The sequence below is a fragment of the Pseudomonas sp. 14A genome (assembly GCF_018132745.1).
Classification (GTDB): domain Bacteria; phylum Pseudomonadota; class Gammaproteobacteria; order Pseudomonadales; family Pseudomonadaceae; genus Aquipseudomonas; species Aquipseudomonas mercuritolerans.
Genome location: NZ_JAGRQJ010000018.1, coordinates 688,628 through 711,578 on the forward strand (window position 1 = coordinate 688,628; position 22,951 = coordinate 711,578).

Here is a 22,951-nt window from a genome sequence, read left to right on the forward strand (position 1 = left end):
TTCAACCGACCTTCAGTTCGTGGTCATGATTGGTGGAAGGCCATACGACCCTGAATGCCGGCACCGCGCTCTTCATTGAAAGACGCTCGACAGTCAGATCCAAGAGGATCTGTTTGTGCCATACCAAATGCATGAACATAGCTTTGGCATCGGCGTAGGGAATGAACAAGACACCAGCTATGTGCCGCAATGCGCGCTCAAGTGACCACGGGTACTCCCGCACGCGAGTTATCTCTTCCAGAAACGACTCGATCAGTGGACGTTGCTGAAGATGTCGTTGGAGGGTCGCTGACTTACGTAGCCAGTCAAGATTCAGAATCAGAGGGGTAGGGAGATCTTTCTCCGTAACAATGTTCCAGTCCACCCCTCGATCGGTCCAGTAGGCTCGTTCGATCTGAAACTTTTCCAAGGTGCGTTCAAGTCCTTTACTAGGCTTCAACGACTCGGTGTATTTGATCGTACGCGCTGCCAAGCGCGTGCTTCCATCTGGCTGCTTGATGGTGAGCAGAAAATCCGTCGTCATCACAAAGGGAACCTTGGTGCCTAGATAAACGGGATAACGAATACTCAAAGCATGAGCAATCGACTGAAGGGTTGGTACCGGCAGCAGGGGAAATTGCTCACGGATATCCAAAACCTCTGGGGAAAACTCGGCAACGAGCAAATACCCGTATTCAAGATCTGACAGCAGATGATGAAGCCTATCAACCTTTACTCCGTGGACCTTACGTGAGCGACCGTGAGATGGAACGTCCTGCACGCGCAGCCATGGCACATACAGCTCCTGACTTCCTTGCCCAAAGCCATTTTCGATATGCCGATCGATATCGGACTGCGTCTTGAAGCTACGACCACGCAAGCCAACCTCCCATGCCTTCTGCAGCCTCCACATATCCTCAGAATGGAATGTGCACAAAAAAGTCCTAGGAAATAATCTGCCCTGTGAATAAGTCTGATCACTGGTACCAGACTAAACCTTCAGCAGAATCACAATCCAAAATCGGACATATGGTGGAGGACGTAAAATAGAAAAGCCCCTGAAATCAGGGGCTTTGAGCATTGTGTCAAAATCTATTGTCTGGTGTCAGAATATTTTGTCTGTTGTCAAAATCTATTGTCTGAAACCAAGAGCTTAGATCAACGGTGGATAACTTATTCCACGGTGACCGATTTCGCCAGGTTGCGCGGTTGATCGACGTCGGTGCCCTTGAGCACGGCGACGTAGTACGACAACAGTTGCAACGGGATCGTATAAAGGATCGGCGAGAGAATGTCGTGGATGTGCGGCATTTGCACCACGTGGGTACCTTCGCCGTTGGTCATCGCAGCCTTCTCATCCGCGAACACGATCAACTCGCCGCCGCGAGCGCGGACTTCCTGCAAGTTGGACTTGAGCTTCTCCAGCAGTTCGTTGTTCGGCGCGACGGTCACCACCGGCATATCGTTATCCACAAGTGCCAGCGGACCGTGTTTCAGCTCACCAGCCGGGTAGGCTTCGGCGTGGATGTAGGAGATTTCCTTGAGTTTCAAGGCACCTTCCATCGCCACCGGGAATTGCGCGCCACGGCCGAGGAACAAGGTGTGGTTTTTCTCGGCAAACAGCTCGGCGATCTTTTCCACGGTGCTGTCCATCGCCAGCGCTTCGCCGAGACGGGTCGGCAGACGACGCAGCTCTTCGACCAGCGTGGCTTCAACGCCGTTGGCCAGAGTGCCGCGCACCTGACCCAGCGACAGGGTCAGCAGCAACAGGCCGACCAGTTGCGTGGTGAAGGCTTTGGTCGAGGCCACGCCGATTTCGCGGCCGGCCTGGGTCAACAGGGTCAGATCGGATTCGCGCACCAGCGAGCTGATGCCGACGTTGCAGATCGCCAGGCTGGCGAGGAAGCCCAGCTCCTTGGCATTGCGCAACGCGGCGAGGGTGTCAGCGGTTTCGCCGGATTGCGAAATGGTCACGAACAGCGTGTCTGGCTGCACCACCACTTTGCGGTAACGGAATTCGCTGGCGACTTCGACCTGGCACGGAATACCGGCCAGTTCCTCGAGCCAGTAGCGCGCGACCATGCCGGCGTGATAACTGGTGCCGCAGGCGACGATCTGCACATTGCGCACTTTGGCGAACAGCTCGGCGGCTTGCGGACCGAAGGCCTCAACCAGCACCTGATTGTTGCCCAGGCGACCTTCGAGGGTGCGCTGGACCACGGTCGGTTGCTCGTGGATTTCCTTGAGCATGTAATGGCGGAACTCACCCTTGTCGGCGGCTTCGGCACCGTCGGTGTACTGCACGGTCTGGCGCTCGACAGCGTTGCCGTTCACGTCCCAGATCTGCACGCTGTCGCGACGGATTTCAGCGATATCGCCTTCTTCCAGGTACATGAAGCGATCAGTGACCTGTCGCAGCGCCAACTGGTCGGAGGCGAGGAAGTTCTCGCCCAGACCGAGGCCGATCACTAATGGACTGCCACTGCGCGCGGCGACCAGACGATCCGGTTGCTGTGCGTTGATCACTGCCAGACCGTAGGCGCCATGCAGCTCCTTGACGGTCGCTTTGAGCGCGGCAGTCAGGTCCGGTTGTTCCTTGAGCTTGTGGGTCAGCAGGTGCGCGATGACTTCGGTGTCGGTGTCCGAGCTGAACGCATAGCCCAGCGCTTTCAGCTGTTCGCGCAGGGCTTCGTGGTTCTCGATGATGCCGTTGTGCACCACCGCAATGTCACCGGAAAAATGCGGGTGGGCATTGCGCTCGCACGGCGCGCCATGGGTAGCCCAACGGGTGTGGGCGATACCGAGGCGCCCGGCCAGCGGCTGTTCGGCCAGCGCGGTTTCCAGTTCGCTGACCTTGCCCGGACGGCGCATGCGTTCCAGGGTCTGGTCGTTGGTATAAACCGCCACACCGGCGCTGTCATAGCCGCGGTATTCGAGGCGCTTCAGGCCTTCGAGAAGGATGGCGGTGATATTACGTTCAGCTACTGCGCCGACAATGCCACACATGGTTATTTCTCCTGACTGACAGCCGCACAGATCAAGGTGATCCCGCGGGCCTGAAGCTGATCGCGTGCCTCGACAGACAGGCGATCATCGGTAATGAGGGTATGGATGCTGCTCCAGGGCAGCTCCAGGTTGGGAATCTTGCGACCGATCTTGTCGGCCTCGACCATGACGATCACTTCTCGCGCAACGTCGGCCATCACCCGGCTGAGACCGAGCAGTTCATTGAAGGTGGTGGTGCCGCGCACCAGATCGATGCCGTCGGCGCCGATGAACAGTTGGTCGAAGTCGTAAGAGCGTAGTACTTGCTCGGCGACCTGGCCCTGAAAGGATTCCGAGTGTGGATCCCAAGTACCGCCGGTCATCAGCAGCACTGGCTCGTGTTCCAGTTCGCTCAAGGCATTGGCAACGTGCAAGGAATTGGTCATCACCACCAGGCCCGGTTGCTGGCCCAGTTCGGGAATCATCGCGGCGGTGGTGCTGCCGCTGTCGATGATGATGCGCGCGTGCTCGCGGATGCGTTTGACCGCCGCGCGGGCGATCGCCTGCTTGTACTTGGAAATACTCTGCGCTGTTTCCGCGACCAGCTCTTGCGGCATGGTGATCGCACCGCCGTAACGACGCAGCAACAGACCATGGGTTTCCAGCGCCGCGAGATCCTTGCGAATCGTAACTTCGGAAGTTTCAAAGCGCTTGGCCAGCTCATCGACACTGACTTCGCCCTGCTCGTTGAGCAAGGCGAGGATGTTATGACGACGCTGGGGCGTATTGCGCTTGGACATGGCGGCTTAAGTTTCGATTCGAAAGATAACGTAAGCAATGAAACTCTATCGAAAGGTTGCCGTCAAGACGCAGGGAGAAAAATTCAGAAAGGTTGAGCTGTGTGGGGAGCGAGCGTGTTCGCGAAAGCGGAGTCGGTGACTGGACATGTCACTGAAATAAAGCATTCGCGAGCAGGCTCACTCCTACAGGGGTGGTGTGGATAAGTCAGGATTTGTTGATCTTTTCCGGGCGCTTCCAGCCGTCGATATTCTTCTGTCGCGCTCGGCCAACCGCCAATTGGGCGTTATCCACATTCTGGGTGATGGTCGAGCCGGCTGCGGTCGTCGCACCGTTGGAGATATCCACAGGGGCAACCAGCGAATTGTTGGAACCGATGAATACATCAGCGCCCAACACCGTCTTCCACTTGTTGGCGCCATCGTAGTTGCAGGTGATGGTGCCGGCGCCGATGTTGGTGCGTGCACCGATTTCGGCATCGCCCAGGTAGGTCAGGTGGCCAGCCTTTGCACCTTCGCCCATGTGCGCATTTTTCAGCTCAACGAAGTTGCCCACATGAGCGCGAGCCTCGAGCACAGTGCCTGGACGCAGACGCGCGAAAGGACCAGCGTCGCTGCCCTCACCGAGAATGGCACCTTCGATATGACTGTTGGCCTTGATCACCACGCCTTTGCGCAGGGTGCTGTCCTTGATCACGCAGTTCGGGCCGATCTGTACGTCGTCTTCAATGATCACCTTGCCTTCGAGGATCACGTTGATGTCGATCAGCACATCGCGGCCGACGCTGACTTCGCCACGCACATCGAAACGCGCCGGGTCGCGCAGGGTAACGCCTTGAGCCATCAGACGACGGCCGGCGCGCAACTGGTAATGACGCTCCAGTTCAGAGAGCTGCTTGCGATCATTGGCGCCCTGCACTTCCATCGGGTCGTGCGGTTGTTCGGTAGCCACGACCAAACCATCGCTGACCGCCATTTCGATCACGTCGGTGAGGTAGTACTCGCCCTGCGCGTTATTGTTCGAGAGGCGACTCATCCAGTCAGCCAGACGATCGGCCGGCACAGCGAGGATGCCGGTGTTGCCTTCGGTGATCGCACGTTGCGCTTCGCTGGCGTCCTTGTGCTCGACGATTGCCGCGACCTTGCCGTCAGCATCACGCACGATGCGGCCGTAACCGGTCGGGTCATCCAGCTCGACAGTGAGCAAACCCATCTGGCCCGGTACGACATGCTTGAGCAGACGTTGCAGGGTTTCGACTTCGATCAGCGGCACATCACCGTAAAGAATCAGCACGGTGTCGGCATCAATGAACGGCACCGCCTGGGCGGTGGCGTGGCCAGTGCCCAGTTGCTTGTCCTGCAACACGAAATTCAGGTCATCAGCTGCCAGCCGCTCACGCACCACATCGGCACCGTGACCGATCACCACGTGAATGCGTTGTGGATCAAGTTGCCGAGCGCTGTGGATAACATGGCCGAGCATGGAGTTGCCGGCAATCGGGTGCAGCACCTTGGGCAGCGCCGAGCGCATGCGAGTGCCTTGACCGGCCGCGAGGATAACGATTTCGAGAGACATGACTGGCTACCAATCCTGGGTGGTCAGCAACTGCGACCGGGTTGTGGGAATTCGGAAAAGAAAAAAGGGTAGCCGAGGCTACCCTTTTTTATCAATCGCACAACAAGCAGCTGGCGGATTAACCGCCAAACTTCTTGCGGATCTGCTGGACGGTGCGCAGCTGGGCTGCAGCCTCGGCCAGACGAGTGGCAGCGGCGCCGTAATCGAAGTCCGCGCCTTTTTCGTTCAGGGCATTCTCGGCAGCCTTGAGAGCTGCCTGAGCCTGAGCTTCATCCAGGTCGGCGGCACGTTGCACGGTATCGGCAAGTACCTTGACCATGTTCGGCTGAACCTCGAGGAAACCACCGGAGATGTAGAACACCTCGGCTTCCCCGCCTTGCTTGATCAGGCGGATCGGACCCGGCTTGAGATTAGTGATCAGCGGCGCGTGACCCAGAGCGATACCAAGATCACCCAGTGCACCGTGCGCAATCACCATCTCGACCAGGCCGGAAAAGATTTCCCCTTCCGCGCTGACGATATCGCAATGGACTGTCATAGCCATCTGATTGCCTCAACCTAAATTAGCGCCCGTTGCCGGGCGCCGGGATTACAGTTTCTTGGCTTTCTCGATCGCTTCTTCGATGCCGCCAACCATGTAGAACGCTTGTTCTGGCAGGTGGTCGTAGTCACCGTTGAGGATGCCTTTGAAGCCAGCAATGGTGTCTTTCAGGGAAACGTATTTACCCGAAGCACCGGTGAAGACTTCAGCCACGAAGAACGGCTGCGACAAGAAGCGCTGGATCTTACGAGCACGGTTAACCAACTGTTTGTCGGCTTCCGACAGCTCGTCCATACCCAGGATCGCGATGATGTCTTTCAGCTCTTTGTAACGCTGCAGAACATACTGAACGCCGCGAGCGGTGTCGTAGTGGTCCTGGCCGATCACGTTCGGGTCCAGCTGACGCGAAGTCGAGTCCAGTGGATCTACCGCCGGGTAGATACCCAGGGAAGCGATGTCACGGGACAGAACGACGGTGGCGTCCAAGTGGGCGAAGGTGGTCGCTGGCGACGGGTCGGTCAAGTCGTCCGCAGGTACGTATACCGCTTGGATCGAGGTGATCGAACCTTCCTTGGTCGAAGTGATACGTTCTTGCAGAACGCCCATCTCTTCAGCCAGGGTCGGCTGGTAACCTACCGCCGAAGGCATACGGCCCAGCAGTGCGGATACTTCAGTACCGGCCAGGGTGTAACGATAGATGTTGTCGACGAACAGCAGAACGTCGTTACCTTCGTCACGGAACTTCTCGGCCATGGTCAGGCCGGTCAGTGCTACGCGCAGACGGTTTCCCGGCGGCTCGTTCATCTGACCGTAAACCAGTGCCACTTTGTCCAGAACGTTGGAATCCTTCATCTCGTGGTAGAAGTCGTTACCCTCACGAGTACGCTCACCCACACCTGCGAACACGGAATAACCGCTGTGCTCGATGGCGATGTTACGGATCAGTTCCATCATGTTTACGGTTTTGCCTACACCGGCACCACCGAACAGACCGACTTTACCGCCCTTGGCGAACGGGCAAACCAGGTCGATAACCTTGATGCCGGTTTCCAGCAGGTCGTTGCCGCCTGCTTGCTCGGCGAACGAAGGTGCTGCGCGGTGGATGCCCCAGCGCTCTTCGGTGTCGATCGGGCCAGCTTCGTCGATCGGGTTACCGAGGACGTCCATGATCCGGCCCAGGGTCGCTTTACCGACCGGTACGGAGATGGCTGCGCCAGAGTCGGTGACTTCCAGACCGCGCTTCAAGCCCTCGGTGGAACCCATCGCAATGGTACGCACCACGCCGTCGCCCAGCTGCTGCTGAACTTCCAGGGTGGTTGCGGCCGCGCTTTGTACAGTCAGCGCGTTGTAGATGCTCGGTACGCTGTCGCGTGGAAATTCCACGTCGATAACGGCGCCGATGATTTGAACGATACGTCCGCTACTCATAGCTGGATCCTCTGAATATTTGAACCGTTAAACCGCGGCAGCGCCGCCGACGATTTCCGAGATCTCTTGGGTGATCGCAGCCTGACGCGCCTTGTTGTAGATCAGCTGCAAATCGCTGATCAAATCACCGGCGTTGTCGGTAGCGTTCTTCATCGCGATCATCCGCGCAGCCTGTTCAGCCGCGTTGTTCTCGACCACCGCCTGGTAGACCTGCGACTCGACGTAACGGACCATCAAGCCGTCAAGCAGCTCTTTGGCGTCCGGTTCGTAGAGATAGTCCCAGTGGTGCTTGAGATCCTGATCCGGGGTTGCCACCAGTGGAATCAACTGCTCCACGGTAGGCTGTTGCGTCATGGTGTTGATGAACTTGTTGGACACCACGGACAGGCGATCGATACGGCCGTCCAGGTAGGCATCCAGCATCACCTTGACGCTGCCGATCAGATCATTGATCGACGGCTCTTCACCCAGGTGGCTGATAGCTGCAACGACGTTACCGCCGAAGTTGCGGAAAAAGGCCGCACCCTTGCTACCGACTACACACAGATCAATCTCGACGCCGTTTTCGCGGTTTACCGCCATGTCCTTGACCAGGGCCTTGAACAGGTTGGTGTTCAAGCCGCCGCACAGACCACGGTCACTGCTCACGACGACATAACCGACGCGCTTGATTTCGCGGTCGATCATGAACGGGTGGCGGTATTCCGGGTTGGCGTTGGCCAGATGCCCAATTACCTGGCGGATACGCTCCGCATAAGGACGGCTAGCAGCCATGCGCATTTGTGCCTTGCGCATTTTGCTGACCGCCACTTTTTCCATGGCGCTGGTAATCTTTTGCGTGCTTTTGATGCTCGCAATCTTACTGCGAATCTCTTTTGCGCCTGCCATGTAACACCTATCAGGTTAGCAAGCGGGAGCCTCGCGGCTCCCGCTGCGGCTTACCAGGTTTGGGTGGCCTTGAACTTCTCGATACCGGCTTTCATGCCAGCGTCGATTTCGTCATTGAAGTCACCTTTAACGTTGATCTTGGCCATCAAATCGGCGTGATCGCGGTTGAAGAAAGCGATCAGCGCTTGTTCGAAGCTGCCGACCTTGGCGATTTCAATGTCAGTCAGGAACCCACGCTCAGCGGCATACAGCGACAGCGCCATGTCAGCGATCGACATTGGTGCGTATTGCTTCTGCTTCATCAGCTCGGTAACGCGCTGACCATGCTCAAGTTGCTTGCGGGTCGCTTCGTCCAGGTCAGAAGCGAACTGGGCGAATGCCGCCAGTTCACGGTACTGAGCCAGAGCGGTACGGATACCACCGGAGAGCTTCTTGATGATCTTGGTCTGAGCGGCACCACCCACACGGGATACCGAAACACCGGCGTTCACTGCCGGGCGGATGCCCGAGTTGAACATGGCCGATTCCAGGAAGATCTGACCGTCGGTGATGGAAATCACGTTGGTCGGAACGAACGCGGAAACGTCGCCAGCCTGGGTTTCGATGATCGGCAGTGCGGTCAGGGAACCGGTTTTGCCGGTCACTGCGCCGTTGGTGAACTTCTCTACGTATTCTTCCGAAACGCGGGATGCGCGCTCCAGCAGACGGGAGTGGAGATAGAACACGTCGCCTGGGTAAGCTTCACGGCCTGGTGGACGGCGCAGCAGCAGGGAGATCTGGCGGTAAGCCACTGCCTGCTTGGACAGATCGTCATAAACGATCAGCGCGTCTTCACCGCGGTCGCGGAAGAATTCACCCATGGTGCAACCGGAGTACGGTGCCAGGAATTGCAGCGCAGGAGATTCCGAAGCACTGGCAGCCACGATGATCGTGTTGGCCAGGGCGCCGTTTTCTTCCAGCTTGCGAACCACGTTGGCGATGGTCGATTGCTTCTGACCGATGGCTACGTAGACGCAGAAAATGCCGCTGTCTTTCTGGTTGATGATCGCGTCGATCGCCAGAGCGGTCTTACCGATCTGACGGTCACCGATGATCAGCTCACGCTGGCCACGGCCGACAGGGATCATGGCATCGACAGCCTTGTAGCCAGTCTGTACAGGCTGGTCTACCGACTTACGCCAGATCACGCCTGGAGCAACTTTCTCGACCGCGTCGGTCTCGGTGTTGCCCAGTGGACCTTTACCGTCAACAGGGTTACCCAGAGCATCGACTACGCGGCCCAGCAATTCCTTACCAACAGGAACTTCGAGGATGCGGCCGGTGCACTTGGCGCTCATGCCTTCAGCCAGCGACTGGTAGGAGCCCAATACCACGGCGCCTACGGAGTCCTGCTCCAGGTTGAGGGCCATACCGTAGACGCCGCCCGGAAACTCGATCATCTCGCCGTACATGACGTCGGCCAGACCGTGAATCCGCACGATGCCGTCAGATACGCTGACGACAGTGCCTTCGTTACGGGCTTGGGAGGTCACATCGAGCTTGTCGATGCGGCCCTTGATAATTTCACTTATTTCGGAAGGATTGAGTTGCTGCATTGCTCTGCTGCCCCTTCAAACTCAAGATTTCAATGCTTCGGCAAGTTTCGCGATTTTGCCGCGAATCGAGCCATCGATAACCAGGTCGCCGGCGCGGATCACGACACCACCAATCAAGGCAGCGTCCTCCGCAACTTGCAGGCGCACTTCCCGGTTGAGTCGTGCACTGAGAACCTTGGCGAGTTTGTCTTGCTGTTCTTGGTTCAATGCAAATGCACTGGTTACTTCAACGTCTACCGATTTCTCTTGTTCGGCCTTGTACAGGTCGAACAGAGCGGCGATCTCCGGCAGAAGCAGGAGACGGTCGTTCTCGGCAACGACGTTGATGAAATTGCGTGCCTTTTCATCAAACTTGTCGCCGCACACGTCAATGAACGTGGCGGCCTTTTCTGCGCTCGTCAGTCGCGGGGCCTTGAGCACGCGCTGCAGGGTGTCGTCTTGCGACACCGCTGCTGCCAGGCCGAGCATGGCTGACCAATTGGCCAGTTGCTGGTGGGCCTGAGCGTGCTCGAAGGCCGCCTTAGCGTAAGGTCGGGCCAACGTGGTCAGTTCTGCCATGATCGCCCTCGCTTAGATTTCAGCAGCCAGTTGGTTAACCAGCTCTGCGTGCGCGTTTTGATCGATTGTGGCACCCAGGATCTTCTCGGCGCCGCCAACAGCCAGCAAGCCCACTTGGGCACGCAGCTTGTCTTTGACGCTGTTCAGTTCCTGTTCGATCTCGGCTTGAGCCTGAACCTTCACACGGTCAGCGTCGATACGGGCTTTTTCAACAGCCTCTTCGACGATCTGGTTACCGCGTTTCTTGGCTTGCTCGATGATTTCAGCTGCCTGAGCTTTCGCTTCGCGCAGTTGCTGACCCGCTTTCTCTTGGGCCAACTCCAGGTCGCGAGCCGCACGGCTGGCAGCGTCCAGACCATCAGCGATCTTCTTTTGACGTTCGTGCAGAGCAGCGATGACCGGAGGCCATACATACTTCATGCAGAACAGTACAAAAATCAGGAACGCAACGGACTGGCCAATCAGGGTCGCATTAATGTTCACGCCAACACCTCGCAGTTACGTTGTCCATCACACCAAATTACCCGGAAGATCCGAGTAATCAGCCAGCGATCTGACCAACGAACGGGTTCGCAAAGGTGAAGAACAGAGCGATACCAACACCGATCATGGTTACGGCGTCGAGCAGACCGGCAACGATGAACATTTTCACTTGCAGCATTGGAACCATTTCTGGCTGACGCGCTGCGCCTTCCAGGAACTTGCCGCCCAGCAGGCCGAAACCAATTGCGGTACCCAGTGCGCCCAGGCCGATCAACAGTGCAACAGCGATAGCGGTTAGACCAACTACAGTTTCCATCTTTCCTCCCGACTTTTACGTCGTATGGTTTAGGTTTTTTAGATTAAAGCGGTAAAACAAATCGTTTCAGCTGCCCCGCAAGGAGCTCCCTCCCGTTTGACCGGGAGGAACATCAGACTAGTCGAGACTGGTCTTAATGGTTTTCTTCGTGCGCCATCGACAGGTAGACGATGGTCAGCATCATGAAGATGAACGCCTGCAGGGTGATGATCAGGATGTGGAATACAGCCCACGCCCACTGCAGAACAACGCCCAGGCCGCTGAGCCAGAGCAGGCCGCTGCCGAACATCACAGCGATGAGAATGAACACCAGCTCGCCGGCATACATGTTGCCGAACAGACGAAGAGCCAGAGAGATCGGCTTGGCGATCAGGGTGACGAATTCCAGCAGGAAGTTCACCGGGATCAGCAGGGCCTGAACGAAGATGTTCTTGCTGCCGAACGGGTGCAGGGTCAGTTCGCCGATGAAGCCGCCGATGCCCTTGACCTTGATGCTGTAGAAAATGATCAGTGCGAAAACCGAGAACGCCATGCCCAGGGTCGCGTTCGGGTCGGTGGTCGACACGGCGCGGAACGGGATGTGGGCATCGCCGGAAATCAGGATGGCCAGTTGAGGAATCCAGTCGACCGGTACCAGGTCGACGGCGTTCATCAGGAACACCCAGACGAAGATGGTCAGTGCCAACGGTGCGATCACCGGGCTACGGCCATGGAAGCTGTCTTTCACGCTGCCATCGACGAATTCGACCAATACTTCAACGAAGTTCTGCAAGGCACCCGGCTGACCCGACGTCGCTTTCTTTGCCGCCATGCGGAAAAGAAGAACGAAGATCAGACCCAGCGCGACCGACCAGCCGAGGGTATCGACGTGGAAAGCCCAGAAGCCCATTTCCTTGGCCTCTGCTGCGGTGTGGGCAAAGCCCCAGCCGCCGTTGGGTAGCTGACCGAAAGTCAGGTTCTGCAAGTGGTGCTGGATATAGCCCGAAGCGGTTGTCTCTGCCATGGTTGCCTCAAACGCCCTAAGGTCTCGAAAGTCTTGTTCTCATCAGCAGGGGAGCGAACCAGCTGACCGACTGCGTCAGCACGAACACGCCGAATACTGCGATCGGCGCCAGTGGCTTCACACCTGCGAACACCAGTGCAAACAGCACTGCCGTCAAAATAAGTTTGCCTGCCTCGCCGGCATAAAAAGACCGGACGATGGACTGGGCTGCTCGGGCGCCGGAAAACCGAAATGCCCTGTGAGCGAAATAAACATTGGGCAGCAAGGCTATCAGGCCTCCGCAAAGTCCCGAGTATCCGGCAACGACTCCATGCCATTGCCAGAGCGCCAAAGCGGCAATGAGCAAAACGACAAATTGAGCCATCAGCACCGGAAAAACTGCCAGGCGATGGAAGGGCAGGCGGTTTGGCTTGCGGGTTTCCATCACGTTTGCTCTCCAATGGTCGGCTGCCGAAATTCAATAACTTGGCATAATTTGTGCCGACAAAATGCGCGCAGAGTATAGGGGCGGTTCTGCCCCTATTCAACTGTCAGGTAGTGATTTCCGACTGCGCGCTACATGAGGAAATGTTTCAGCGGATGTGTGCGAGCACACCTTGAAGCTCGTCGAGCGAGTTATAACCAATCACCAATTGGCCTTTGCCCTTCTTGCCATGGCGAATCTGCACCGCAGAGCCTAGGCGCTCGGCCAGGCGCTGCTCGAGGCGAGCGATGTCCGGGTCGGGTTTTGCAGCTTCCACAGGCTCCGGTTTGCCACTCAACCACTGACGAACCAGTGCCTCGGTTTGGCGCACAGTCAGCCCTCGTGCGACAACATGTCGCGCCCCTTCGACCTGCTGATTGTCCGGCAGACCGAGCAACGCACGCGCATGACCCATTTCCAGGTCACCGTGCGACAGCATTGTCTTGATCACTTCAGGCAGTGCAATAAGTCGCAACAGGTTAGCCACAGTCACCCGCGACTTACCCACAGCCTCGGCAACCTGCTGCTGAGTCAGCTGGAATTCCTGCTGCAAGCGCTGCAAGGCGAAGGCTTCTTCGATCGGGTTGAGGTCTTCACGCTGGATGTTCTCGATCAGCGCAATCGCAATGGCGGTTTCATCCGGCACATCGCGAACCATCGCCGGGATGGTTTCCTGCCCGGCCTGCTGACTGGCACGCCAGCGGCGTTCACCGGCAATGATCTCGAAGCGACCGCCGCCGATCGGGCGCACCACGATCGGCTGCATCACGCCCTGGGCCTTGATCGACTGCGCCAGTTCTTCCAGGGCCTGCGGATCCATGTCGCGGCGCGGCTGATATTTGCCGCGCTGCAGCAGGTCGAGCGGCAGATGTTGCAGTTCGCGGGTGTCAGCCTGCGCGGCTTGTTCTTCCAGCGCGCTGACCGTCGGACCACTCAGCAGTGCATCCAGTCCACGTCCGAGACCTCGTTTCTTGACGGCCATGGGGATTCCTTAAGTTGGCTGAGCAGCAGCAATGCGTGAATTTTTGCGCTGACGACGAACCATCTCGCCCGCCAGAGCCAGATAGGCCAGGGCGCCACGCGATTGCTTGTCGTAAGCCAGCGCCGGCATGCCGTAGCTCGGTGCTTCGGCCAGGCGAATGTTGCGCGGGATCACCGTGTCGTACAGCTGGTCGCCGAAGTGTTCCTTGAGCTGCGCCGAAACATCGTTCATCAGGCTCAGGCGCGGGTCGTACATGGTCCGCAGCAGGCCTTCGACCTTCAGGTTCGGATTCAGCAGCTCGGCGATGCGCTTAATGTTATCCACAAGGTCGCTCAAACCTTCCAGCGCGAAGTATTCGCACTGCATGGGGATAATTACCCCGTCAGCGGCGACCAGTGCGTTGAGCGTGAGCATCGACAGTGACGGCGGGCAGTCGATCAGAATGTAGTCGTAGTTGTCACGGATTGGCGCCAGCGCACTGCGCAGACGGCTTTCCTTCATCTGCATTTCCAGCAGCACGACTTCGGCCGCGGTCAGATCGCGGTTGGCCGGCAGCAGTTGATAACCGCCGTGCTCGGAGAAGTGCATGGCCTGGCCCAGGTCGCATTCACCGATCAGCAGATCGTAGACGGAGTTTTCCAGACCATGTTTATCCACACCGCTACCCATGGTGGCGTTGCCCTGTGGATCGAGATCGATCAACAGCACCCGGCGCTTGGTCGCGACCAGGGATGCTGCGAGGTTGATGCAGGTGGTGGTTTTGCCCACACCACCCTTCTGGTTCGCTATCGCGAATACCTTAGCCATTCTTGCTTGTGTTCCCAATCATGCCGTGCGGCGCAGTATCAGCAGATGGCGTTGGCCTTGGCAACCGGGGACGGCCAGGGCGTGTTCGCTATCGAGTTTGAAATCTGCCGGCAATGCTACCAGCTCATCGGCCGGATGAACGCCCTTCATTGCCAGCCAGCGTGTATCGGCATCGCCCAAGTGGCGCGTCCAGTTGGTGAAGTTTTCCATGCTGCTGAATGCCCGGGAAATGATCCCGTTGAATGGCTGCGCAGGCTGGAAGGCTTCGACGCGACTGTGGATAACTTGCAGGTTATCCAGCTTCAGCTCCAGTTTGACCTGAGTCAGGAAGCGGGTTTTCTTGCCGTTGCTGTCCAGACAGGTCACCTGCGAGCCCGGATACAGGATCGCCAGCGGGATACCAGGCATGCCACCGCCACTGCCGACATCGAGCCAGCGACCGTTTTCGATGAACGACATCACGCTGAGACTATCGAGCAAGTGCCGCGAAACCATTTCGTCTGGATCGCGCACGGCGGTCAGGTTGTAGGCCTGGTTCCATTTGATCAACAGGGCCAGATAACCCAGCAGCAATTCATGCTGGGTTTCTGTGAGATTGACACCGAGCTCGCGGGCTCCTGTGGATAACTCTTCGGCGTGTTGCGAAGTGACCTTGGCACTCAAGCGCTTTGCTCCAACTGACGGCCCGCGCCGCGTTTTTTCAAATGAATCATCAACAGCGAAATCGCTGCCGGGGTCACGCCCGGGATCCGCGAAGCCTGGCCCAGCGTCTCGGGACGTGTGGCACCGAGCTTGCTCTGGATCTCCTTGGACAGACCGGAAATGTTGGTGTAATCGATATCCACAGGCAATTTCGTGTCTTCGCTGGCGCGCAGACGGGCGATTTCGTCCTGTTGGCGGTCGATGTAACCGGCGTATTTGGTCTTGATCTCAACCTGCTCGGCGACCTGTGGATCTTCGGCGCCCTGCCCGGTCACTTCGACCAGACCGGCGTAATCGATTTCCGGACGGCTCAACAGGTTGAGCAGGTTGTATTCGTGAGTCAGCGGTGTGCCGAATTTCTCGGCAATCGCATCGCCCTGCGGGGTGTTCGGCCGTACCCAGGTGCTTTTCAGGCGCTGCTCTTCAAGCTCGATGCTTTCGCGTTTCTTGCAGAAGGCCGCCCAGCGCGCGTCATCGACCAGACCGAGCTCGCGACCTTTTTCGGTAAGACGCAGGTCGGCGTTGTCTTCGCGCAGAATCAGGCGGTACTCGGCGCGGGACGTGAACATGCGGTACGGCTCTTGGGTACCGAGGGTGATCAGGTCGTCGACCAGAACGCCGATGTACGCTTCATCGCGGCGCGGACACCAGGCGTCTTTGCCCTTGGCCCGCAGCGCAGCGTTGGCGCCGGCGAGCAGACCTTGAGCGCCAGCTTCTTCGTAACCGGTGGTGCCGTTGATCTGCCCGGCGAAGAATAGACCGCCGATGACTTTGGTTTCCAGGCTGTACTTCAGGTCGCGCGGATCGAAGTAATCGTACTCGATCGCATAACCCGGACGCACGATGTGCGCGTTTTCCATGCCGCGGATCGATTGCACGATCTGCAATTGCACGTCGAACGGCAGGCTTGTGGATATCCCGTTCGGATACAGCTCATGAGTGGTCAGACCTTCCGGTTCGATGAACACCTGATGGCTTTCCTTGTCGGCAAAGCGATGGATCTTGTCTTCGATCGACGGGCAGTAGCGCGGGCCGACGCCTTCGATTTCACCGGCAGCCGAGTACATCGGCGAGCGATCGAGGTTCGCCGCGATGATTTCGTGGGTACGGGCGTTGGTGTGAGTGATCCAGCAACTGACCTGGCGCGGATGCTGTTCCTTGTTGCCCATGAACGACATCACCGGGATCGGCGTATCGCCCGGCTGCTCGGTCATCACCGAGAAATCCACAGACTTGCCATCGATACGCGGCGGCGTGCCGGTTTTCAGGCGCCCGACACGCAAGGGCAATTCACGCAAACGATGGGCGAGAGCAATCGACGGTGGATCGCCGGCGCGACCGCCGGAGAAATTCTGCAAACCAATGTGGATAAGTCCGCCGAGGAAGGTACCGGTGGTCAACACCACGGAATCGGCGAAGAAGCGCAGACCCATCTGTGTAACCACACCACGGACTTGCTCCTGCTCGACGATCAGGTCGTCAGCAGCCTGTTGAAATATCCACAGGTTCGGCTGGTTTTCAAGAATTTCGCGGACAGCTGCCTTGTAAAGAATCCGGTCGGCTTGCGCACGGGTGGCCCGTACGGCCGGACCCTTGCGGCTGTTCAACACGCGAAACTGGATGCCGCCCTTATCGGTAGCCATGGCCATCGCGCCGCCGAGGGCATCGATTTCCTTGACCAGATGGCTTTTGCCGATGCCACCGATGGCCGGGTTGCAACTCATGGCACCGAGGGTTTCCACGTTATGCGTCAGCAACAGGGTCTTTGCCCCCATGCGTGCTGACGCCAGTGCTGCCTCGGTACCGGCATGACCGCCGCCGATGACGATCACTTCAAAACGGGAAGGGAAATCCACCACGCACCTCGTGCCTGCTTAAGTAGGTCATTCAGGAAATAGTTGAGCTCAGGTTTCTGGACCTGGTCGGCAAGTATAGGGACTTCGCCCTTTCTAAAGAACCCTTTGCACAAAATTTAACCAGCTGTGGAGAACTCGAGGTTAAAAGAATAAAAAAGAGAGAAATTTATAAAACCTTTGTTTTTATGTTTATTCTTACTGAGCCACGTTTCTGTGGATAGATCTCTATAAGCCTTATATTACGGTGTGTACAGAGTTTCAAAACCCTGTGCCCAGGTAACGATGAGGCCCTTGGATAACCGGTGTAAGCCTGTGGATTAAAGTGCTGCTTATCCACAGGGCAGGTTATATCCAGTTTTCAGGCCCTCTTATCAACTGGCCTTAGCACCAGTTACTCACAGGGCTTAATCCACAGAAATTTGCTCGGAAGGCGTTTTCCAGGCGGAAAAAAAGCGCCAGCGAAGAATCGGTGACGGGGAAGCCAGTGGCAGGAAGTGAAAAGGCTATTGTGAGACCACGTAGCAGAGGCTAATAATAGCCATTATCATTAACTGACCAGTTTCTCCCATGTCCCTACCCGCCCACACCGCTGCGATCGAGCAAATCTACGAGCAACACCACTCGTGGCTGTATGGCTGGCTCAAGGCCAAGCTGCACAACACCAGTGATGCAGCCGATGTGGCACATGACACGTTTTTGAGAATTCTCGCGGCGCGCAATGCCGCTCATATTCGCGAGCCGCGGGATTACCTGGCGACCATTGCGCGCGGCCTGGTCATTGATCGTTATCGACGGTGTGCGATTGAAACCGCTTATCTGCAGACCCTCGCAGCTCGGCCGCAAGCAACGGTCATCAGCGAAGAAGACAGAGCACTGATCATTGAAACCCTGATTTCTGTGGATAAGGCACTGGCCGGCCTGGGCGCGCGAACCCGGCAGATCTTCATGCTTTCGCAAGTCGAAGGACTGACTTATCAACAGATTGCCGGGCAATTGAAGGTTTCGCTGACCACGGTAAAGAAACACATGATTCGCGCCCTGACTGAATGCGCCCTGATCATGGCGCAACCATGATGGCCGCCGCTGCAGACCGTCAGGTATTCGAAACTGCAGCCAGCTGGTATGTGCAGTTTCAATCCCAACCACCGAGCCTTGCCGAACAAAAGGCCTGGCAGCTGTGGATAGACAGCGATCCAGCGCATCTGGCGGCGTGGAACAAGATGGAACAATTGCAGCGCCACCTCGGTACGCTGCCGCAGGATCTGAAACGACGTGCGCTCAATAGCGGCCAACAAAGACGCCAGGTACTCAAACTGCTGTTGCTTGCAGCGGGAACAGGTTTCGTTGGCTGGAACGTTCAACGACACACATCCCTGGGCAACGTCTGGGCCGACTATAAAACCGGTGTGGGCCAGCGTCGGACTGTCAGCCTGGCCGATGGCAGCCAGATCCAGCTCAACACCGACTCCGCGGTCGACGTGTCTTTCGATGCAGCGCAACGCATGATTCACCTGCGCTGCGGTGAGATTCTCGTTCAGACCGGCAAGCTCGGGGATCCGCGACCCTTTTATGTGCAAACCCGTGACGGGCGGATTCAAGCATTGGGCACCCGCTTCTCGGTGCATCAGCTGTCGAGCGCAACCCGGGTCGGCGTGCTGGAGGATCGAGTCAGCGTTCAACCTGCGCAGTTATCCACTGCTGCGCTCATCCTGAAAGCAGGCGAAGGCGCGGATTTCGACAGTCGGCATATCGGCCTCAGTCATCCCTTCCAGGCATCAGAAGTGGCCTGGATCAACGGCCAGTTGATCGTACTCGATGCGCGCCTGGGCACTGTCCTCGAAGAGTTGGGCCGCTATCGCAGCGGTGTATTGCATTGCGATCGCAGCGCCCGGGATCTGCGGGTCTCCGGGACTTTCCGGCTCGATTCAACCGACGCAGTGCTGGCCAACCTTCAGGCTTCGTTGCCGATCAATGTGCGTTATTTCAGCCGTTACTGGGTGTCGATCAGCCACAGCGTTGACTGAAATATGGCCCGGGGAAAAATAATCGCAAACAGGGTTATCTTTTTTCGCCCTGGTCCGGCCCTACAGGTAATCGCGATCAACGCGGCTCTTCGCCACCTTCAGGGCTAATCCACACATGCGTCTTCCCACTTTCCGTCAGCGTTTTTCTCCTCATTGCATTGCCTACAGCTTATTGATGGCCAGCGCTGCGTCCTGTCTGGTGATCAGCAACAGCGCCTTCGCGGCGTCGACATCCCAGCGCTTCGCCATTGCCGCCGGCCCGCTGGATAGTGCGTTGAGCCAGTTCGCCGCTGCCGCCAATGTAATTCTGTCGTTCTCGCCGCAACAGACCAGCCGCCTGCGCAGTGCCGGGTTGAACGGTGACTACAGCGTCGAACAAGGATTCGCTCAACTGCTGCAAGGCTCGGGTTTACAGGCAGTGCCACAAGCACCCGGCAGTTACATTCTGCAGAAAGTGCCCAATGGTGACTCCCTGGAACTGGCGCCGACCAACATCAATGCGCAGTTGGCCAGTCCGATGGACCTCGATTACGCCGCCGACGTCGGCTACAAGGCGCAAAACAGCCGGATCGGTACGAAAACCAGTACGCCGCTGTCGGAAACACCGCGTTCGGTGTCAGTGGTGACCGGCCAGCGCATCAAGGATCAGAAATCCCAGACACTCACCGACGTACTCGGCTACGTGCCGGGGATCTTCGCCCCACCTTTTGCCGCCGGCGACAGCTTGGCTGGCGACCTGTTCTATATCCGTGGTTTCAACGCCACCGATTACGGCTACGGTTTGCTGCGCGATGGACTGCGCGTGCAGGGCAATCGCTATGACACCAGCACCGAGCCGTACGGACTTGAGCGGGTCGAGGTGTTCCGTGGCCCGTCTTCGCTGCTGTATGGCGAAAATGCGCCAGGCGGTCTGGTCAATCTGGTCAGCAAACGCCCGACCGCCGCGCCTCAGGGTGAAGTGCAACTGGGCTATGGCTCGAACAATCGCCGGCAAATCGGCGTAGATGTCTCCGGCCCGCTCAATGACAGCGGCAACGTTCTCGGACGCGTGGTGATGCTGGGGCGCAAATCCGATACCCAGACCGATCACGTGCCTGACGACCGTATTTATATCGCCCCTTCGCTGACCCTGAATTTCGACGATTTCAATACGCTGACGCTGCTGGCCAACTATCAGAAAGACCACACCAACATGGAGCTTGGCCTGCCGGCCGCCGGCACGTTGCTGAGCAATCCCAACGGCCAGCTATCCAAAGACACCATGCTCGGTGACCCGGACTGGAATACCTTCGAACGGGAAACCTGGAGCACCGGCTACGAGTTCAGCCACTCGTTCAACGATGACTGGCAGTTCCGCCAGAACTCGCGCTACATGCAGTCGCGCATCACCCGCCACGAAACCTGGCCGGGCAATCTGAACAACGCCGGTTTCGGCACGCGGTTGAACGTGACCGCCTACGATCGCTTCAACAAATCCATGGTGTATTCGCTGGATAACCAGCTGGAAGGCAAGTTCGAGGCAGGCGAGCTGGAAAACACCGTGCTGTTCGGCGCCAGCTACGATCGCACCTCGTTCAATCAGGACTGGAATGCCGGCGTTGTCGGGCCGATCAATGTGTATAACCCGGTCTACCTGCGTGATCCGACCACTCCGATCGCTGTGCAGAACACTTTGCTTGAGCAGCAGATGAAAGGTGTTTATGCACAGATCCAGAGCAAGTACGACAACTGGCTGTTTCTGCTCGGCGGTCGCCAGGACTGGGTCGACAGTGACTTCCGCGACAAGGTGGCCCGAGGCAGCAACATCAGCTCCGAGGACAAGAAGTTCACCTATCAGGGCGGCGTGATGTATCAGTTCGACAACGGCATGACGCCGTATGTCAGCTACTCCACGGCGTTCGTGCCGGTGCAGCAGATTTCCAACGCCGGAGCGCCGCTTGATCCGATCACCAGCAGCCAGTACGAAGTGGGTTTGAAGTACGAACCGATCGGCTGGGACACCGCGTTCACCGCTTCGGTATATGACCTGCGCAAGAAGGACGACACCTATTTCGATGCAACGACTTCGACCTATCGCCAAGTGGGTGAAAGCCGCGCCAAGGGCGTCGAGCTGGAACTAAACAGCAACCTGACGCAGAACCTCAATGTCACGGCGGCCTATACCTACACCGACGCGAAGATCACCAAGGATGCAGCGACATCGCTGGTTAAAGGCCATCAAATGACCGGCGTGCCCCGCAATCAGGCTTCGGTCTGGGCGAAATATCGCTTCCTCGATGGTGATTTGAAAGGTTTGTATGTGGCCGGTGGTGTGCGTTATTTCGACAGTGCGTTTGCCTACACCTCGCCTTCGTTATACGGAAAGCTGGATGCCGGCGACGTGACGTTGGTCGATGCGGCTGTTGGTTACCAGATTGATACACACTGGAGTGTCGATCTGAACGCGAAGAATCTGTTCGACAAGGAATATGTGTCGGGATGCAACGATGCCGGCCGTTGCTATTGGGGCGAAGATCGCACGCTGCTCGGTACGGTGTCCTATAACTGGTGAACAAAAAGGGGCTGTGGGTGAATTATCCACAGCCCCTTCTTTTATTTGCCGATGCAGAAGCTGGAGAAAATCCTCCCCAGCAAGTCATCTGAGCTGAATGCACCGGTAATTTCACCCAGGGAATGCTGAGCCTGGCGCAGATCTTCGGCGAGCAATTCGCCTGCCCCGGCCAGGGTCAGTTGCGCGCGGCCATGTTCCAGTGCCGCGCTGGCGTGACGCAGTGCTTCCAGATGCCGGCGACGTGCGCTGAAGCTGCTTTCCGAAGTCTGCTCGTAACCCATGCACGCCTTGAGGTGGTCCCGCAGCAGATCGAGGCCTTCGGCGGATTTGGCGCTGAGACTGATGGTCACGTGGCCGTCGTCACTGGTTTCCAGAGAAACCGCTTCACCGGTCAGATCGGACTTGTTACGAATCAGCGTCACTTTCGCCGGATCCGGTCGAGACTCGAGGAATTCTGGCCACAAGGCAAAAGGATCCAGTGCCTCTGGTGCGGTCGCATCGACCACCAGTAAAACCCGATCCGCTTCACCAATGGCTTTCAAGGCCCGTTCAACACCGATCTTTTCCACATGATCATCGGTGTCACGCAGGCCTGCGGTATCGACAACGTGTAACGGCATGCCGTCGATGTGGATATGTTCGCGCAGGATATCCCGCGTGGTGCCGGCAATCTCGGTAACGATGGCAGCCTCGCGACCGGCCAAGGCATTCAACAGGCTGGATTTACCGGCATTCGGCCGGCCTGCGATGACGACGGTCATGCCATCACGCAATAACGCGCCCTGCCCCGCTTCGCGCATCACTGTGGATAACTCATCGCGTACTCTGTCGAGCATGCTCAGTACATGGCCGTCGGCGAGAAAGTCGATTTCCTCTTCCGGGAAGTCGATGGCGGCTTCAACGTAGATACGCAAACCGATCAGTTGCTCGGTCAGGTTATGCACACGCTGGGAAAACGCACCCTGCAATGAACGCAGCGCATTGCGTGCAGCCTGGGCAGAACTGGCTTCGATCAAATCGGCGATTGCCTCGGCCTGGGCCAGATCGAGTTTGTCGTTGAGGAAAGCGCGCTCGCTGAATTCCCCCGGACGGGCCAGACGACAACCCAATTCCAGGCAACGCTTGAGCAACATGTCCAGCACGATCGGGCCACCGTGGCCCTGCAATTCCAGGACGTCTTCGCCGGTAAACGAGTTCGGCCCCGGAAAATACAGAGCCAGACCTTCATCCAGCACTTGCTGATCGTCACTGAAAAACGGCCCGTAATGGGCGTAACGCGGTTTCAGTTCTCGGCCGCTGATGGCTTTTGCCGCGACGCTGGCCAACGGCCCGGAAATACGGACGATGCCCACACCGCCGCGCCCTTGAGCAGTGGCGACAGCAGCGATGGTTTCACGGGGTGTGCTCATAAAGCGGC

At 57.7% G+C, this 22,951-nt stretch carries 21 protein-coding genes; 3 read left to right on the forward strand and 18 right to left on the reverse strand.

Going from position 1 to position 22,951, the window contains the following annotated elements; all coding sequences use genetic code 11:
- Nucleotide 1: 1 nt before the first annotated feature.
- The 17 genes from PS14A_RS25735 to mnmG form a co-directional block, all read right to left on the reverse strand.
- Complete coding sequence (locus tag PS14A_RS25735; RefSeq protein ID WP_249121402.1) at nucleotides 2–859, reverse strand: TnsA endonuclease N-terminal domain-containing protein; 858 nt, start codon at nucleotides 857–859, stop codon at nucleotides 2–4.
- Between the two features lie 293 nt (nucleotides 860–1,152).
- A complete protein-coding gene (gene glmS, locus PS14A_RS25740; protein WP_212617527.1) occupies nucleotides 1,153–2,985 on the reverse strand; it encodes a glutamine--fructose-6-phosphate transaminase (isomerizing) in 1,833 nt (610 codons plus the stop codon).
- Between the two features lie 2 nt (nucleotides 2,986–2,987).
- On the reverse strand, nucleotides 2,988–3,764 hold the full coding sequence (locus tag PS14A_RS25745) for a DeoR family transcriptional regulator (RefSeq protein WP_016772409.1): 777 nt from the start codon (nucleotides 3,762–3,764) through the stop codon (nucleotides 2,988–2,990).
- Nucleotides 3,765–3,969: 205 nt separating this feature from the next.
- Nucleotides 3,970–5,337 (reverse strand): bifunctional UDP-N-acetylglucosamine diphosphorylase/glucosamine-1-phosphate N-acetyltransferase GlmU, encoded by a 1,368-nt coding sequence (glmU, locus tag PS14A_RS25750; RefSeq protein WP_130911449.1) that lies wholly within the window; start codon nucleotides 5,335–5,337, stop codon nucleotides 3,970–3,972.
- 118 nt (nucleotides 5,338–5,455) lie between these two features.
- On the reverse strand, nucleotides 5,456–5,881 hold the full coding sequence (locus tag PS14A_RS25755; RefSeq protein WP_016772407.1) for a F0F1 ATP synthase subunit epsilon: 426 nt from the start codon (nucleotides 5,879–5,881) through the stop codon (nucleotides 5,456–5,458).
- Between the two features lie 45 nt (nucleotides 5,882–5,926).
- Nucleotides 5,927–7,306 carry a F0F1 ATP synthase subunit beta gene (gene atpD, locus PS14A_RS25760; protein WP_016772406.1) on the reverse strand — a complete coding sequence of 460 codons (1,380 nt, stop codon included), beginning with the start codon at nucleotides 7,304–7,306 and terminating at the stop codon, nucleotides 5,927–5,929.
- A gap of 27 nt (nucleotides 7,307–7,333) precedes the next feature.
- Nucleotides 7,334–8,194 (reverse strand): F0F1 ATP synthase subunit gamma, encoded by an 861-nt coding sequence (gene atpG / locus PS14A_RS25765; RefSeq protein ID WP_007911960.1) that lies wholly within the window; start codon nucleotides 8,192–8,194, stop codon nucleotides 7,334–7,336.
- Between the two features lie 50 nt (nucleotides 8,195–8,244).
- The gene (gene atpA / locus PS14A_RS25770) at nucleotides 8,245–9,789 is read right to left on the reverse strand and encodes a F0F1 ATP synthase subunit alpha (RefSeq protein ID WP_016772405.1); all 1,545 of its coding nucleotides are present in this window, start codon (nucleotides 9,787–9,789) and stop codon (nucleotides 8,245–8,247) included.
- A 21-nt stretch (nucleotides 9,790–9,810) separates the two neighbouring features.
- Nucleotides 9,811–10,347 carry a F0F1 ATP synthase subunit delta gene (locus tag PS14A_RS25775; RefSeq protein ID WP_016772404.1) on the reverse strand — a complete coding sequence of 179 codons (537 nt, stop codon included), beginning with the start codon at nucleotides 10,345–10,347 and terminating at the stop codon, nucleotides 9,811–9,813.
- Nucleotides 10,348–10,359: 12 nt separating this feature from the next.
- Nucleotides 10,360–10,830 carry a F0F1 ATP synthase subunit B gene (locus PS14A_RS25780; protein WP_016772403.1) on the reverse strand — a complete coding sequence of 157 codons (471 nt, stop codon included), beginning with the start codon at nucleotides 10,828–10,830 and terminating at the stop codon, nucleotides 10,360–10,362.
- Nucleotides 10,831–10,888: 58 nt separating this feature from the next.
- A complete protein-coding gene (atpE, locus tag PS14A_RS25785; protein ID WP_003097235.1) occupies nucleotides 10,889–11,146 on the reverse strand; it encodes a F0F1 ATP synthase subunit C in 258 nt (85 codons plus the stop codon).
- A 133-nt stretch (nucleotides 11,147–11,279) separates the two neighbouring features.
- Entirely contained in the window at nucleotides 11,280–12,149 is an 870-nt protein-coding gene (gene atpB / locus PS14A_RS25790; protein ID WP_016772402.1) for a F0F1 ATP synthase subunit A, read from the reverse strand.
- 16 nt (nucleotides 12,150–12,165) lie between these two features.
- Complete coding sequence (locus tag PS14A_RS25795) at nucleotides 12,166–12,573, reverse strand: F0F1 ATP synthase subunit I (protein WP_090287824.1); 408 nt, start codon at nucleotides 12,571–12,573, stop codon at nucleotides 12,166–12,168.
- A gap of 148 nt (nucleotides 12,574–12,721) precedes the next feature.
- The gene (locus PS14A_RS25800; protein WP_212617528.1) at nucleotides 12,722–13,594 is read right to left on the reverse strand and encodes a ParB/RepB/Spo0J family partition protein; all 873 of its coding nucleotides are present in this window, start codon (nucleotides 13,592–13,594) and stop codon (nucleotides 12,722–12,724) included.
- A 9-nt stretch (nucleotides 13,595–13,603) separates the two neighbouring features.
- The gene (locus PS14A_RS25805; protein WP_016772400.1) at nucleotides 13,604–14,401 is read right to left on the reverse strand and encodes a ParA family protein; all 798 of its coding nucleotides are present in this window, start codon (nucleotides 14,399–14,401) and stop codon (nucleotides 13,604–13,606) included.
- An 18-nt stretch (nucleotides 14,402–14,419) separates the two neighbouring features.
- Nucleotides 14,420–15,064 carry a 16S rRNA (guanine(527)-N(7))-methyltransferase RsmG gene (rsmG, locus tag PS14A_RS25810; protein ID WP_122698777.1) on the reverse strand — a complete coding sequence of 215 codons (645 nt, stop codon included), beginning with the start codon at nucleotides 15,062–15,064 and terminating at the stop codon, nucleotides 14,420–14,422.
- On the reverse strand, nucleotides 15,061–16,959 hold the full coding sequence (gene mnmG, locus PS14A_RS25815; RefSeq protein ID WP_212617529.1) for a tRNA uridine-5-carboxymethylaminomethyl(34) synthesis enzyme MnmG: 1,899 nt from the start codon (nucleotides 16,957–16,959) through the stop codon (nucleotides 15,061–15,063). The genes rsmG and mnmG overlap by 4 nt, the downstream gene beginning before the upstream one ends.
- Before the next feature lie 567 nt (nucleotides 16,960–17,526).
- On the opposite strand from mnmG, the gene PS14A_RS25820 reads away from it, so the two are divergent.
- From PS14A_RS25820 to PS14A_RS25830, 3 genes are all read left to right on the forward strand, one after another.
- Nucleotides 17,527–18,033, forward strand: a complete 507-nt coding sequence (locus PS14A_RS25820; protein ID WP_212617530.1) for a sigma-70 family RNA polymerase sigma factor — start codon at nucleotides 17,527–17,529, stop codon at nucleotides 18,031–18,033.
- Complete coding sequence (locus tag PS14A_RS25825; RefSeq protein ID WP_212617593.1) at nucleotides 18,033–18,983, forward strand: FecR domain-containing protein; 951 nt, start codon at nucleotides 18,033–18,035, stop codon at nucleotides 18,981–18,983. Before PS14A_RS25820 ends, PS14A_RS25825 begins: the two co-directional genes overlap by 1 nt.
- A 115-nt stretch (nucleotides 18,984–19,098) precedes the next feature.
- Nucleotides 19,099–21,534 (forward strand): TonB-dependent siderophore receptor, encoded by a 2,436-nt coding sequence (locus PS14A_RS25830; RefSeq protein ID WP_212617531.1) that lies wholly within the window; start codon nucleotides 19,099–19,101, stop codon nucleotides 21,532–21,534.
- A gap of 41 nt (nucleotides 21,535–21,575) precedes the next feature.
- Here PS14A_RS25830 and mnmE read toward each other — a convergent pair whose 3' ends face one another.
- Nucleotides 21,576–22,943, reverse strand: coding sequence for a tRNA uridine-5-carboxymethylaminomethyl(34) synthesis GTPase MnmE (gene mnmE / locus PS14A_RS25835; RefSeq protein ID WP_212617532.1), 1,368 nt, complete (start codon nucleotides 22,941–22,943; stop codon nucleotides 21,576–21,578).
- Nucleotides 22,944–22,951 lie beyond the last annotated feature (8 nt).